The 13852-nt window shown below is 34.1% G+C and carries 13 protein-coding genes and 4 tRNA genes; 14 read left to right on the top strand and 3 right to left on the bottom strand.

Translation table 11 applies throughout. From position 1 onward, the window contains the following. The first annotated feature begins 8 nt into the window (after window positions 1-8). Both EUBIFOR_RS06655 and EUBIFOR_RS06650 read left to right on the top strand, forming a co-directional pair. The gene (locus tag EUBIFOR_RS06655; protein WP_003865211.1) at window positions 9-1712 is read left to right on the top strand and encodes a phosphoenolpyruvate carboxykinase (ATP); all 1704 of its coding nucleotides are present in this window, start codon (window positions 9-11) and stop codon (window positions 1710-1712) included. Between the two features lies 1 nt (window position 1713). After that, complete coding sequence (locus tag EUBIFOR_RS06650) at window positions 1714-2424, top strand: Bax inhibitor-1/YccA family protein (RefSeq protein ID WP_003865210.1); 711 nt, start codon at window positions 1714-1716, stop codon at window positions 2422-2424. A gap of 78 nt (window positions 2425-2502) precedes the next feature. Here EUBIFOR_RS06650 and EUBIFOR_RS06645 read toward each other — a convergent pair whose 3' ends face one another. Then, complete coding sequence (locus EUBIFOR_RS06645) at window positions 2503-3384, bottom strand: YitT family protein (RefSeq protein ID WP_040466272.1); 882 nt, start codon at window positions 3382-3384, stop codon at window positions 2503-2505. A 167-nt stretch (window positions 3385-3551) separates the two neighbouring features. Here EUBIFOR_RS06645 and EUBIFOR_RS06640 point away from each other — a divergent pair. The 6 genes from EUBIFOR_RS06640 to EUBIFOR_RS06615 all read left to right on the top strand — a co-directional run bounded on the left by EUBIFOR_RS06640 (window position 3552) and on the right by EUBIFOR_RS06615 (window position 4476). Further along, a tRNA-Cys gene (locus EUBIFOR_RS06640) sits at window positions 3552-3625 on the top strand. Window positions 3626-3633: 8 nt separating this feature from the next. Further along, window positions 3634-3720: transfer RNA gene (locus EUBIFOR_RS06635), tRNA-Leu, on the top strand. A 26-nt stretch (window positions 3721-3746) separates the two neighbouring features. After that, window positions 3747-3820, top strand: a tRNA-Cys gene (locus EUBIFOR_RS06630). Between the two features lie 7 nt (window positions 3821-3827). Then, window positions 3828-3914, top strand: a tRNA-Leu gene (locus tag EUBIFOR_RS06625). Window positions 3915-4047: 133 nt separating this feature from the next. After that, window positions 4048-4269, top strand: coding sequence for a hypothetical protein (locus EUBIFOR_RS06620; RefSeq protein WP_003865208.1), 222 nt, complete (start codon window positions 4048-4050; stop codon window positions 4267-4269). Between the two features lie 12 nt (window positions 4270-4281). After that, on the top strand, window positions 4282-4476 hold the full coding sequence (locus EUBIFOR_RS06615) for a hypothetical protein (protein ID WP_003865207.1): 195 nt from the start codon (window positions 4282-4284) through the stop codon (window positions 4474-4476). Between the two features lie 21 nt (window positions 4477-4497). Here the strand turns inward: EUBIFOR_RS06615 and EUBIFOR_RS06610 are convergent, their stop codons facing one another. Then, window positions 4498-5382 carry a putative manganese transporter gene (locus EUBIFOR_RS06610; RefSeq protein ID WP_003865206.1) on the bottom strand — a complete coding sequence of 295 codons (885 nt, stop codon included), beginning with the start codon at window positions 5380-5382 and terminating at the stop codon, window positions 4498-4500. Between the two features lie 67 nt (window positions 5383-5449). After that, complete coding sequence (locus EUBIFOR_RS06605) at window positions 5450-6607, bottom strand: AI-2E family transporter (protein ID WP_040466271.1); 1158 nt, start codon at window positions 6605-6607, stop codon at window positions 5450-5452. A 72-nt stretch (window positions 6608-6679) separates the two neighbouring features. On the opposite strand from EUBIFOR_RS06605, the gene EUBIFOR_RS06600 reads away from it, so the two are divergent. From EUBIFOR_RS06600 to EUBIFOR_RS06575, 6 genes are all read left to right on the top strand, one after another. Next, complete coding sequence (locus EUBIFOR_RS06600) at window positions 6680-7408, top strand: SPOUT family RNA methyltransferase (RefSeq protein WP_003865204.1); 729 nt, start codon at window positions 6680-6682, stop codon at window positions 7406-7408. A 316-nt stretch (window positions 7409-7724) separates the two neighbouring features. Next, window positions 7725-9818, top strand: coding sequence for a replication restart helicase PriA (priA, locus tag EUBIFOR_RS06595; protein ID WP_003865202.1), 2094 nt, complete (start codon window positions 7725-7727; stop codon window positions 9816-9818). A gap of 1 nt (window position 9819) precedes the next feature. Next, window positions 9820-11013 (top strand): 16S rRNA (cytosine(967)-C(5))-methyltransferase RsmB, encoded by a 1194-nt coding sequence (gene rsmB, locus EUBIFOR_RS06590; RefSeq protein ID WP_003865201.1) that lies wholly within the window; start codon window positions 9820-9822, stop codon window positions 11011-11013. Window positions 11014-11044: 31 nt separating this feature from the next. Next, window positions 11045-12088, top strand: a complete 1044-nt coding sequence (rlmN, locus tag EUBIFOR_RS06585; protein WP_040466270.1) for a dual-specificity RNA methyltransferase RlmN — start codon at window positions 11045-11047, stop codon at window positions 12086-12088. Window positions 12089-12092: 4 nt separating this feature from the next. Then, window positions 12093-12833 (top strand): Stp1/IreP family PP2C-type Ser/Thr phosphatase, encoded by a 741-nt coding sequence (locus tag EUBIFOR_RS06580; protein ID WP_003865199.1) that lies wholly within the window; start codon window positions 12093-12095, stop codon window positions 12831-12833. Between the two features lie 4 nt (window positions 12834-12837). Next, window positions 12838-13852, top strand: a 1015-nt coding sequence (locus EUBIFOR_RS06575; protein WP_244264158.1) for a protein kinase domain-containing protein, incomplete at its 3' end; no start/stop codon positions are given.

Genomic DNA, 13852 nt, shown 5'->3' with positions numbered 1-13852 from the left:
GTGTAATTATGCAGAATAAAATTGAAATTTTTAACAATCAGGTTATTATCAACTACAATTTGGCGTACCCAAAGAGTCGTGAGGTTTTATTAAAGTCTCATACATTCGCAAAATTCGTTCAATATTTCATTGAATATCAGGAAACAGATAATGCGAATATGTATGCTTATTTGACAAAAAATGGTGAATTATCTTCTAAAGAAGCAGCCTATGATTTCTGTCATTTTTTACGTTTATTGTCAATCTTTACTTGTGAAGAATTAAAAGATGAATATTATCTTTCAGATAAAGATGCAACTTTAGATGTTATTGAAGAGATGTATCGTACTTGGCGTTCTTTACAACGTTTTGGATATATGAAGAGTGATAATTCAACGGATTTTGGTATTAATACATTAGTGGCATTTGACTCAGCTTCAAATGATTTATTCCTTCGTACATATCGTTTGTTTGAAGAAAAATTAATGGGAAGACCAAACTTAGTGTATCGTCAGGTTCAAGCTGGGACAAATGCATGTTTCTCTGTTCACACTTTGGATAAAGTATGGGCTGATGAATATGCTGCATTACAAGATATTCCAATGATCGATACTGTAATGTTAAGAACTCCAATGATTTTGCATCCAAAATCAAGTAAACGTACAGGTATGTTTACTGAAATTGATACACAGCCTATGACATATTTCAATAAGGGAGAATCAAACTGGTTCTGTTATCCTTGCAAAGTTGGAGCTTTATTATGTTTCGTATACTTCAACTCAAAATATATGTCTAGTGCATTGAGTATGGCTAACTTATTTGAATTAGCTACAAAAGAAGAGAGTGCGCAAAAACCAGATTTAGTTGTTATTTTTGGTAACGATGATGGAAATGACGATACAAACTTCTATTATGATGAAGCCAATGATATTTGGGTAGGATGTATCAGTGATAATCCTCGTATCGAATACTTTGGATATTTAAAGAAAATGTGTTTAACATTACACAACTTGGCACAAATGAAAAAGGGATGGTTACCAATCCATGGTGCTTTCGTAAACATCTATTTAAAGGATGGAACAAAGAAAGGTATCATGTTGATGGGTGATAGTGGTGCTGGTAAATCTGAATCGATTGAAGCATTAAAAGCGGCTGCTGGCGATATGATTCGTGAAGTTGAAGTTGTGTTTGATGACATGGGAACAATTCACTTAGAAGATGGTGTTCCATATGGTCAGGGTACTGAAATTGGTGCCTTCATTCGTCTAGATGACTTGGATCCAGGTACTCCATATCGTGATATGGACCGTTCAATTTTCATGGCTCCAGAAAATCCAAACGCACGTATGATTCAGCCAGCGGCTCCATATCGTGTTGTTGTTCACAACCATAAAATTGACTTATTTGCATATGCAAACAACTACACAAATGAATTTGGTCTAAAGAAATTAACTGTTCAAGAAGTAAAAGATACTTGTAAGTTAGGTAAGCGTATGGCTTTGGGTACAACACAAGAAGTTGGTATTTCAACTACATATTTCGCAAACCCATTTGGTCCTATGCAAAAACAAGAACTTTGTGAACCAATCATTGACACAATGTTCCAGGCTCTAGAAGACAATGGAGTATTTGTTGGTGAAATCTACACGCACTTAGGATTTGATAAATCAAACCGTAAAGGTTTAAATATTGCAGCTCAGCAATTATTAGAATTTATCCAGAAAAAGGATTAATATGTTTAACAACGATTCTATGAATTATTATTCAACAAGCACTTTAAAAAGTGCTTTGTTGAAGTCTTATGCATGGATGGCTGTTGCCTTATCCATTACAGCAGTTGTATCTTATGGTCTATATGCTACAAATGCTTTAATGATTTTATTGAGTACAATGCCATTTCTATTTATGTTATTTGTGATTGCACCATTTATCTTGTCCATTGCCTTTGGTGTATCTATGGCAAGATCTACATCAAGTACAGGTATGAAGGTTATGTTAGTGCTTTATGCCATCTGTATGGGTGTATCACTTACTTCTATTGGCTATGTATATGATGTAGCTACAATTGGTACTGCTTTTCTAGTCAGTGCAGTTTACTTTATTAGTTTAGCTGTTATTGGTACAACATCTAAAAAGGATTTTACAAGCTTTGGCTCATTATGTATGATTGGACTTTTTGTGTTGATTATTACACAATGTTTTATGATGTTATTTAGAGTGAGTATGGATGTTCGCTTACTTTCTATCATTACTCTATTGATTTTTACAGGCATCACAGTTTGGGATGTTCAAAGAATGAATCGCTTGTTGATTCAATCGGATGGTTCAATCGTAGCACAAGATAAAATCGCAATCTTCATGGCTCTACAATTGTATTTGGATTTCTTGAATATCTTCTTAAGAATCTTACAATTGATTGGAATGGGAAATCGTAATAATAAGTAAATGAAAAGGAAATGTGTTTTAATGATACATTTCCTTTTATTATGTGTTCAATGAAAATAAAAATGGAGTAGTGTAATACTACTCCAAAGGTTTTTGATAGAAGTTTCCGTAGAAGTTTACGGTATTGTATGTATTGATCAACACTTTAGGATCGACCTTTCTTACATTATCGACAACGTCTCTTAATTCATAAGTAGAAATAACGGCTTTACATACATAATATTTACGATGGCTGTATGCTCCATAACATTCAAATACGCTCATTCCATGGCGACAAGTGGCCATAAAGGCATCGATTAGTGGGTCAGGATCGTTTGTCGTAAATTCAACGGTAATCTGTGCGTAGCGTTGATATAAAGAAGAAATTGTTTTTGTAGACAAGAATTGGAATAGGATGGAATATCCTGCATAGATCCATCCGCATAAGTATCCAAAGACAATGATCATTGCGCAGTTATAGAAGAATACATAGTCCCAGATTCCCCTGTGAATCTTACTAGAGACGTATTGGGCAATGAAATCTGTTCCTCCTGTAGATCCTCCAGCTCTTAGGGCTAGGGAAATGGAGAAGCCCCATAAGAATCCTCCAAAAAGAACATTTAAGATTTGATCTTTAAAGAAAGGTTCAAAATGGAAGATAGAAATAAAGAAGGATACTAGAAAGAATTGTACACAACTCAAAAATGTGAATCTGGGTGAGATGTGTTTGTAGCATAGGATGGCTGCAGGAACATTTAATGCGATGATTCCAACTTGAGTAGGAAAGTTAAAGTTTACTAGAGCACAGACTTTATTGATTAATAGGGCAAGTCCTGTAAATCCTCCTGAGATCAAATTGCACGGCGCCATAAATACATTCATGATATAACATTGCATAAAAGCGCTAAATACAATCATTATGGTCGACGTTAATAGTCTTAGCTTCTTTTCTTTTTGAAGCTGGTGAATAATGTGTTGCATAATATAAAATACCTCTTGTTTGTTGACCACATTATAATAGGTCATTTGTCAAATAAGTTCAACCAAAAATGAAAAATGTATGGTTTTTAAAAAAATGTAAAAAAAATTAATTTTTTTCTTGCTTTTTATTTTACGTTGAGGTATTATATATGGGCAGTCAACGAAATGGTTCCGTAGCCAAGTGGTAAGGCAATAGACTGCAACTCTGTGATCATCAGTTCAAATCTGATCGGAACCTCCATAAATGATGGGGTCGTGGCGGAATAGGCAGACGCAACGGACTTAAAATCCGTTGGGAGAAATCCCGTGTGGGTTCAAGTCCCACCGTCCCCACCATCGTTTATTAAAAATCAACAAGTTACGGTTCCGTAGCCAAGTGGTAAGGCAATAGACTGCAACTCTGTGATCATCAGTTCAAATCTGATCGGAACCTCCAATTACATGGGGTCGTGGCGGAATAGGCAGACGCAACGGACTTAAAATCCGTTGGGAGAAATCCCGTGTGGGTTCAAATCCCACCGTCCCCACCATTTTTTGGAAAAGATAGCTAGAAACGAAAGTTTCTAGCTTTTTTCGTGCTTATTTGGCCAGCATAATAACCAAGTTTACCATATTTTTATATAAATTTAATGATTAAAATATAATTAAAAAGGGGTACATTCTATGAGCTGGATTGAAAAAACAACGAAAAAAAGAATCAAAGAATTGGATGAATATCCAGAATTGAATTCGCATGATTTTGAAGAAAAAGGAAATAAAATGATGAAGGATATTAAATTCTATGTAATTGTTATCTTACTAGCTGCATTAGTTTTAGCGCTTTGGTATCAATGGAATCATCCGGAAATTGATATATTTCCATTTCATTTTCCAATATTAGTCTAAGTAGAGGTAGCTATGAGTTGGCTTGATAAAATAGCAAAGAAACGATTGGAAGAGCTAGAAGCACATCCAGAATTGAACTCAGACAAATTTGGGGAGAAGATGAGTACTCTATATTTTGCGGTAGTTTTGTTGATTGTTGCCATACTTATTCTTTTGTTTTGGTATGACATTGAACATTTTGAAATTTGGATCTTCCCACAAAGATAAAAAAAATAGCCACAATAGTGGCTATAATAACATAAATCCAATGCCTACGATAACACCTGTTATAAATAGGATGGAAATGGTTCTTAAAATATCTTTCTTTCTTGCTTCGTAACGAATCATCACGATTAAACCTAGTCCTGCATTTGTGATAAGTCCTGCAAGTAAGGATCCAAATGACAATTCACCAGCTGTATAGAGTTGTGTTAGAACAACTGTAGCTGCGCAATTTGGAATAAAGCCAAATAGTGCGGCGATGATTGGTTGGAATAAATTATCTTGAAGTAAGATCATAGATAATGTTTTTTCTCCAATACATTCCATTAATAATGTTAATACAAAACTAGTAATAAAGATGAATACATAGATCCTTAAAGATCTTAATAAGGCACTGATCCATAATGGATATTCAGGATAACAACATGGACAGCTTGATCCTGAATTTTCTTCTTCCTCATATTCGTCTTCATCATAATCCTCTTCTTCCATATCTTCGAAGCGGAGGATTTTTTGATGGCGAAATAATACGTGATCGGTAAATAATCCAACGATGATCGCAATGGCAAGTTTTAATCCTAAAATACCAAGTAGAGATGAATACATCTTCGGATTACTAATAAGGATTGGAATGGCTTCATCACTTGTCGCAATCATAACACTGACTAAAGTTCCTAGGGTAATGTTATTTTGAACAAACAACATAGCAGCTAGAATACTAAATCCACATTGTGGAATCAATCCAACTATTGCGCCTAGAATGGGTCCAAGTCTTTGTAGTCCAAAGAAGAGTTTATCGTCTTGCGTATTCTTTCTTTCGAATACTTCTAATATACAATAAGTAATATACAATAATGGCAGCATAGCCCATGTATCGTGTATTGTATCTAAAATAATGTCTATAAAATTCAAAGGTAGTTCCTCCTAACTTACATAAGTATACACATTTTTTCAAAAATTGCACGTAAAAAGCAGGAAACTAATCAATTGTTCCTGCTTTATCGTTGATTGTAATTTTTTTGTTTCTTAATCGAACTTGAATATAATCATGTACACCTGCATAAATAAGTGCAAATATTGGAACGCCTAAGAACATTCCAACAACGCCAAATAATGCGCCACCAACTGTAACTGAGAATAGAATCCAGAAGCCTGACATTCCCAGTTTATCTCCAAGAACAATCGGTTTTATGATGTTTCCATCGCACTGTTGAAGAATGAAGATAAAAATTGTAAAAATCAAGGCTGAGAATGGGTCAATCAAACATAAGATAATGATGACGGGAATGGCTCCTAAGAATGGTCCAAATACAGGGATTACATTTGTGACACCAATAATAAGGGCAATCATACTTGCATATGGAAGCTTTAATACTAGGGCTCCAAAGTAACAGATGACACCGACAATAAATGAGTCAATGATGTTTCCAACAATATATTGTTCAAATACAGTTTTCGCATCATTTGTCCATAGTGTTAAATAGTTCGCAAAGTTTTTGTCAAATAAAGAATAATTTAATTTTTTGATTCCTTTTACTAATGTTTCGCGGTCTAATAAAATATAGAATGCAGAAACTAATGCTAAAATAATATTGATGAATCCTTTCACAAAGCTGTATGAGTAAGATGCGATTTTAGGAATAGATTCCGTTAAAACGCTTGTGATTTTCTTTGTGATATCAAAATTGATCAACAATTGTTCAACTTGTTTTTCTGAAATGTTTAATTTATACGCAAAATCTTTTGTGTATCCAATTAAAGTGTCAGAATAGCTCGCAACATTTTTAGAGAATTGTCGTACAGAATCAATCGTATTCGGGATGATAATAGAGAAAAACAAGATTAGAAATCCAATAGTTAGAATAAACACAATACCTGTCGATAAAATTCTTTTATGTTTATTTTGCATAGGTGTATTGGCTAATAATTTGTTTTCAACCCATTTTTGCGGATTGTTCAATATAAACGCTAAACCAATTCCAAGAAGGAAAGGGAATAGAATTGTTATTATGAACTGAATGGATCGTGTTATATCCTTAAATCGATTTAATATTGTGAAGAAAAGAATCGCAATAATCAATGAAGCAGAATAAACGATGATTCTTTGTTTCATTTCCTGGGTTATTTTAAAATGCATTAAGTAAGACTCCTTCCATACCTTATATAATACCATCTAGAAAAAAATTATAAAAGCCATTATAATAGTCCTATGGAAAAAATATTTGAAGGGGCTATTTCCTGCAAAGCCCTATTAGAAGCAGGTTCTCGTAATTGTAAAAAACTATATATTGATAAGAAAAAGAATACGAAAGATACAAGATATTTGGCTAAAATTGCGAAAAGTCGTGGGTGCGAAGTTGTATTTTGTTCGCGTGAGGAAATTAATGAATTGGCAACAGGTAAAACACATGGTGGAGTGTTACTTATAGCTGAAGAAAAACAGATTCCTCAACTTATTGAAACATATGTCCATGGATTTCTTTGTTACATCGATGGAGTAGAAGATCCATATAATTTAGGAAGTATTTCAAGAACTTTATATGCATCTGGTTGTGATGCGATGATTCTTCCAAAAAGAGACTGGAGCTTTGCCGAACAAACCATTCTAAAAGCAAGTGCCGGTGCTTATGAAAAGTTACCTATTTATTTTGTGGATGCGGATGAAGAATTAGTAAACTATTGTAAAAAGAATAACCTTCCAATTCTTTGTGCCCACAGAAAAGATGCCGTAGGACTCTATGACTATACTTTTGAATCGGATTTTTGTTTATGCCTAGGCGGAGCTTTAAGAGGACTTAGTTCAACCATTACGGCAGCTTCCAAACAAAATATTGTCGTAGAATATGGAAGAGATTTTAGAAATGCCTTAGATTCAGCTAGTGCTGCTGCTGTATTTAGTTTTGAGATATTAAGACAAAAGAAAGTCAAAGCAAGATAAAATGCTTTGACTTTTTCATTTATAGAATAAATTTTGTGTGCTAATTCTTGATTGGCAAAATCAACAATGATGATACCATAATATTTCTTTTGCCAATCATATTCCATTAAATGATTGTTGATCTTTTTTGCGTTTTTCTTTGGAAAACCAATCTTACCACGAACTTCATTTAGTGTTGAAATTCGTATGGAAGGATATACAAATATTCAATATTTGATTGTCGAATGCAATAAAAATATATATAACTATCTCCTTATGTCCAAATATACTAAAATAAATATAAATGTCAAATCAAGAATGATGTTATAATAGATGCATGCTGATTAATGTATATGTAGAATACAATCGCTTACGCAATACCTTTACTTACTCTTGTGAGCAAGATGTTGAAGTTGGATGTAGAGTCCGTGTTGAATTCAACAATCGAACGCTTGTAGGATTCGTCGAAGAAATTGATGTAGAAAGCGATTTTAAAAATATTAAACCTGTTATTGAAGTCATAGATGAAAAGCCTTTATTGAATAACGAATTAAAGTTATTGGCAAATTATATGGCTGATTTTTATGCGAGTTCGAAAGTGACTTGTTATAAAACGATGCTTCCACCAGCTTTGCGTCCTTCTAGTAAGCATTCAAAAATCATCTATGAAGATTATGCGGTTTTAAAAGAATCAAATGAAACATTGACTTCTCGACAAAAAGAAGTGCTTGAAATGTTTAGCTATCCATGTAAGATGAGTGAACTTAGAAAAGTAAGCCCATCCATCACAAAGGTTTTACTAGAAAAGGGCTATATAGGGATTGAAAAAAGAATTAAAGATTCAAATACGCATGTAAGTGAAATTGCGGATGTGATGCATTCTTTAACTATCGAACAAAAAAATGCGATTTCTAAGATCACAAGTACAGAAAAGATGGTATCACTGCTTCATGGTGTAACGGGATCTGGTAAAACCGAAGTCTTTTTGCGTTTAGCTGAAAATGTATTGTCTTGTGGAAAACAAGTTCTATTTCTTGTTCCTGAAATTGGTTTGACGCCGATGATGATACAAAGAGTGCAGGCACGTTTTAAACAAAAAATTGCAATCTATCATTCAGGGTTGAATGCACAGGAAAAATTAGAACAATATAATTTAGTAAAAGATCATAAAGTCGATATTGTGGTTGGAACACGCAGTGCTTGTTTTATGCCGTTTTCTTCTTTAGGTTTGATTTTAATGGATGAAGAACATGATTCAAGCTACAAACAAGACAATACACCACGCTATCATACGCGAGATATTGTTTTATTTCGTGCGTCTTATCATAAGTGTAAAGTCATCTTGGCAAGTGCGACGCCTTCTTTAGAATCGTACGCAAGAGCTTATAAGAATGTATATGAATTGATTGAACTGAAAAATCGTATTCATGAAATGCCGGAAATTTGTTTGGTGGATATGAAAAAGGAAAGGATCACAAATGGCCTATCTGAAACTTTACTTCAAGCCATTCACAAGCGGCTTTCTAAAAAAGAACAAGTGATCTTACTTTTAAATCGAAGAGGGTATCTTCCTGTTGTTCGTTGTAGCGATTGTGGACACGTTCGTATATGTCCAGATTGTGGAGTAGCCTTAACGTATCATAAAAATCAAAACGCCTTAGTTTGTCATTGTTGTGGAAGACAATTTAAATTTATGGAAGAATGTCCAAGTTGTCATTCTAAGAACTATTTTAAGGCCGGTATGGGTACAGAGCGATTGGAAGAACAGATTGTTGAAATTTTTAAAGATCATCATGTCGTTCGTATGGATGCGGATAGTACGCGAAAAAAGAATGCGCATGAAAAGTTGTTACAAGAATTTGAAGAGTCTGGCGATCTATTAATTGGTACGCAAATGGTCGCAAAAGGACTTGATTTTGAAAGAGTGACTTTAGTTGGGATTTTAAATGCAGATGCCACGCTTTGTCGTAATGACTATAGAGCAAGTGAAACGGCTTATGAAATGTTAGAACAGGCAAGTGGAAGAAGTGGTCGAGGAAAATTAAAAGGTGAAGTTATGATTCAGACTTTTGATCCCGATCATTTTGTGATGCAATGTGTAAAGATGCATGATTATAAGAGATTCTTTAATCAAGAAATGCAATATCGCCACCTAGGTATGTATCCACCTTATGTATATTTATGTACTTTAATCTTTACACATTTCGATTTTAATGAAGCTTATAAACAGGCAAGTGCTGCGAAAGAATATTTTTCTTCTTTGCGTGTTTTAGGGCCCATTGAAATTCGTATGCAACAAAAAAAACATCGTGTTCGTTTGATTTTAAAATCAAAGGATGACAAGTTACTACATGAACTTGTTCAGAATTATTTAGATGAAACAAAACAGATTGTGGATGTGAATATGCATCCGATTATGATGGAGGAATAGAATGCGAAAGTGGATATGGAAAGCTTTGGATGAAGTGGTAAATAAAGATGTATATTCCAATTTATATTTAAGAAATCACTTGCATGAAGTGGATGAAAAAGATCGTGCTTTAGCAACAAGAATCTTTTATGGTACGATTCAAAATTATCGATATTGTAAAGCGTGTTGGTCAAAGTATGTGAAGAATAAATTAAATCCAAAAATGGATGTATTACTTACAATGAGTACATATCAATTGTTGTTTTTGGATAAAGTACCAAGCTATGCGATTGTCAATGATGCGGTCAATATCGCAAAAAAAATCAATATGAAATATGCCGGACTTACCAATGCGGTATTACACAAGGTAAAACCCATCGAAACCGATAATATGGCTTTAAAATATTCTTTGCCAGATTGGCTATACAAGATGTGGACGAGTCAATATGGTCAAGAAAAAGCTCTTGTTATGGCAAAAGCAAGTGTGAATATTTTGCCAATGTACGTTCGCCGAAATGTGTTGAATACAAACGAATCTGATTTTGATTTGGATATGTTTGTTCGTGTTCAAGATGCATTGTACATCTATAAAGGAAATGATTATTTTCATCATGACTACTATCAAAAAGGCTATATGAGCGCACAAGATGAGGGGAGTTTTGAAATTGCGAAGTTTGTAGATCCGCAAGAAAATGAAAGAATTTTAGATTGTTGTGCGGCTCCAGGGACAAAAAGTATGGCCATGGCTGAAATGATGCATAATAAAGGGCATATTGATGCCTACGATTTACATGCACATCGTAAAGATTTGATTGAAAATGATGCCAAACGATTAGGGATTGATATTATACATGCCGGTGTTCAAGATGCAACTGAATTTAAAAGCTCTAATATGTATGATCGTATCTTATGTGATGTTCCTTGTTCGGGTTATGGTGTACTATCTAGAAAACCAGATATTAAATTACATATGGTACCTGAAGATATGGATACATTGATTCCTTTACAATATTCTATTCTGAATAATGTATGTCAATATGTAAAGGTTGGGGGAACTTTAGTTTATTCAACTTGTACAATGAATAAAAAAGAGAATGAAAAACAGATTGAGAAGTTTTTGAAGGCGCATAAAGAGTTTAGTTTAGTAGAAGAAAAAACAATCTTTAGTAACGCTACACAAGATGGCTTCTATATGGCAAAACTAGTGCGTAAATGATATAATGAACGATAGAAATTGAGGTGCTATTTTGGAAAGTTTATACAATTTAAATTATGATCAAATGTGCGAATATGCATTGGATCATGGATGGAAATCTTATCGTGGACATCAAATTTTTCAATGGTTATATCGTAACCGCGTATTTGATATTGATGAAATGACAAATGTATCAAAGGAAACAAGAGAAATCTTGAAGAAAGATTTTATTGTGAATCCTTTAGAATTAATAAAAAAACAAGTTTCACATGATGGAACGACAAAATTCTTGTTTAAGACAAGTGATGGAGCCCTATTAGAAAGTGTTATGATGGTCTTTGACTATGGAAGAAGTGTATGTGTTTCAAGTCAAGTTGGATGTAATATGGGTTGTGCATTTTGTGCAAGTGGGCTTACAAAGAAAAAAAGAGATTTAACAAGTGGAGAAATGGTTGCCCAAGTTATGTATGTTCAAAAAGAATTGGATAAAGATAACTTACGCCTATCGCACATTGTTGTCATGGGAACTGGCGAGCCATTTGATAACTATGACAATGTTATGAATTTTTTAGCTACAGTAAATCATGATCGTGGCTTAGGTATTGGCTCAAGACATATCACAATTTCGACTTGTGGAATTGTGCCTAGAATCTATGATTTTGCCAATGAGCATACCCAATACAATTTGGCCATCAGTTTACATGCACCAAATGATGAATTGCGTGATCAATTGATGCCAGTCAACCATGCATATCCATTAAAGGAATTAATGGAAGCAATTCAGTATTATGGTAAGGAAAATAATCGTCGTTTGACATTTGAATATATTTTATTAAAGGGCGTCAATGATCATCCTGAACATGCCAAACAATTATCGAAGCTTTTACATGGAATGAATGCCTATGTAAATTTGATTCCATATAATGCGGTTGATGAAAAAGGCTTTAAATCGGTTACACATGATGAGGCGATGGTATTCTATGATTTGTTGATGAAAAATTATGTGCGTTGCACAATTCGAAAAGAGCATGGTAATGATATTGATGCAGCTTGTGGTCAGTTAAGAATTAAGGAAATAAAAAAGGAAGGAATTTAAGTCGATGAAAGTTTTTGCGAATACGAATGTAGGTCTTGTAAGAAAATTAAATGAAGATGATTATTGTATTGCCCACAATGACAATGATGAATGGATGGCCATCGTCTGTGATGGTATTGGCGGGGCAAAAGCCGGAGAAGTGGCAAGTCATACAGCGGTCATGACAATGTATGAGGCATTTATGAAGGCTCCTAAATTTAATAAAGATCGACAGGTGGATAATTGGATTCGTGAAAATTTAAATCAGGCGAATGATTTTATTTATTCAAAAAGTTTAAAAAACCCAAACGAGAGAGGTATGGGAACAACCGCTGTGGGTGTTATTGTAGCTAGCATTGGAACCTTTATTTTCAATGTAGGAGATTCAAGAATCTATGCCGATTATAATGGGGAATTGATTCAAATGAGTGAAGATCATAGTGTAATTGCCCAACTTTTAAAGGAAGGCAAAATCACAAGTGAAGAGGCAAAAACACATCCTAAAAAAAATACATTGACAAATGCACTTGGTGTATGGCATGTGTTCCGTATTGATATCAATAAGATTGAAAATACATATAACTATTTATTGATCTCAAGTGATGGGCTTCATGGATATGTGGAAAAGAAAGTAATTTCAGATATTGTGCATGATGAAAGTCTTTCTTTACAGGAAAAAGTGGATACATTGATCGCAAGAGCCAACCAATCGGGTGGTTATGACAATTGTTCAATTATCTTAATGGAGAATGATGGAGAACAATAATATGATGATGGAACAGATAGCGAATCGTTATGAAATCTTGTCTTTGATTGGACAAGGTGGTATGGCGGATGTCTATAAGGCAAAAGATACAATTTTAAATCGTATTGTCGCAATCAAAGTTCTACGTGATAAATTAAGTCAAGATGCGATGGCACTTGTTCGTTTTCAACGTGAGGCAAGTGCAGCAAGTCGACTATCCCACCCCAATGTAGTGGATATATATGATGTTGGTGAATACGAAGGTATGCACTATATTGTTATGGAATTTATTCGTGGAAGAACATTGAAAGAATTGATTGCACAGCGTGGTGCCTTAGATGTCGATGAGGCCATAGGCATTATGAAACAATTGGTGAGTGCTATAAATCATGCGCATGAACATAAAATTATTCATCGTGACATAAAACCACAAAATGTTTTGGTTAAAGATGATGGAACAATAAAAATCACTGATTTTGGGATTGCGGTAGCCAATGGATCTGTACAATTAACTTTTAACAATACAGTCATGGGTTCAGCACACTACTTAGCTCCTGAAACAACACAGGGAAAAGAGCCCAACGAACAAGTCGATATATATTCTTTGGGAATTGTATTCTATGAATTATTAACAGGCAAAGTTCCTTTTACAGGAAAAACACCAACGGAAATCGCAATTAAGCATTTGCGTAAGCCAATGCCATATGTTCGTGATTTTAATCCGAACATACCGCAATCGGTAGAGAATATTATTTTAAAGGCAACCGCAAAAAATCTTTCCGATCGTTATGTTTCTTGTAAAGAAATGCTTTATGATTTGATTCATTGTATGGATGATGAATATCGGAATATGAAACGTATTAAAGTGGATCAAAATCAAACAAGTGAATTGTTGAAATTTGATAATGGCCATCTTGATTTTGAGGATGAAGAGCCTGCAAAGGTGGAAAAGAAACAAAGAAATTGGATTCCTGCTTTAATGATTTCAGCCGCTGTAATTATTGGAATCGTTGTATTGGTACTTGTCGCAAGTATTACAG

Origin of the sequence: Holdemanella biformis DSM 3989 (genome assembly GCF_000156655.1) — a bacterium.
GTDB classification, from domain to species: domain Bacteria; phylum Bacillota_I; class Bacilli_A; order Erysipelotrichales; family Erysipelotrichaceae; genus Holdemanella; species Holdemanella biformis.
The sequence above is the reverse complement of the archived record's forward strand: the minus strand, read 5'-3'. Positions and strand labels throughout refer to the sequence as shown.

Bases quoted from the DNA above. Each gene is read 5' to 3' on its own strand.
- priA (WP_003865202.1), top strand. From the start codon at position 7,725: ATGCTGATTAATGTATATGTAGAATACAATCGCTTACGCAATACCTTT.
- EUBIFOR_RS06650 (WP_003865210.1), top strand. From the start codon at position 1,714: ATGTTTAACAACGATTCTATGAATTATTATTCAACAAGCACTTTAAAA.
- rsmB (WP_003865201.1), top strand. From the start codon at position 9,820: ATGCGAAAGTGGATATGGAAAGCTTTGGATGAAGTGGTAAATAAAGAT.
- EUBIFOR_RS06615 (WP_003865207.1), top strand. From the start codon at position 4,282: ATGAGTTGGCTTGATAAAATAGCAAAGAAACGATTGGAAGAGCTAGAA.
- EUBIFOR_RS06580 (WP_003865199.1), top strand. From the start codon at position 12,093: ATGAAAGTTTTTGCGAATACGAATGTAGGTCTTGTAAGAAAATTAAAT.
- EUBIFOR_RS06605 (WP_040466271.1), bottom strand. From the start codon at position 6,607: ATGCATTTTAAAATAACCCAGGAAATGAAACAAAGAATCATCGTTTAT.
- EUBIFOR_RS06645 (WP_040466272.1), bottom strand. From the start codon at position 3,384: ATGCAACACATTATTCACCAGCTTCAAAAAGAAAAGAAGCTAAGACTA.
- EUBIFOR_RS06600 (WP_003865204.1), top strand. From the start codon at position 6,680: ATGGAAAAAATATTTGAAGGGGCTATTTCCTGCAAAGCCCTATTAGAA.
- EUBIFOR_RS06620 (WP_003865208.1), top strand. From the start codon at position 4,048: ATGAGCTGGATTGAAAAAACAACGAAAAAAAGAATCAAAGAATTGGAT.
- EUBIFOR_RS06655 (WP_003865211.1), top strand. From the start codon at position 9: ATGCAGAATAAAATTGAAATTTTTAACAATCAGGTTATTATCAACTAC.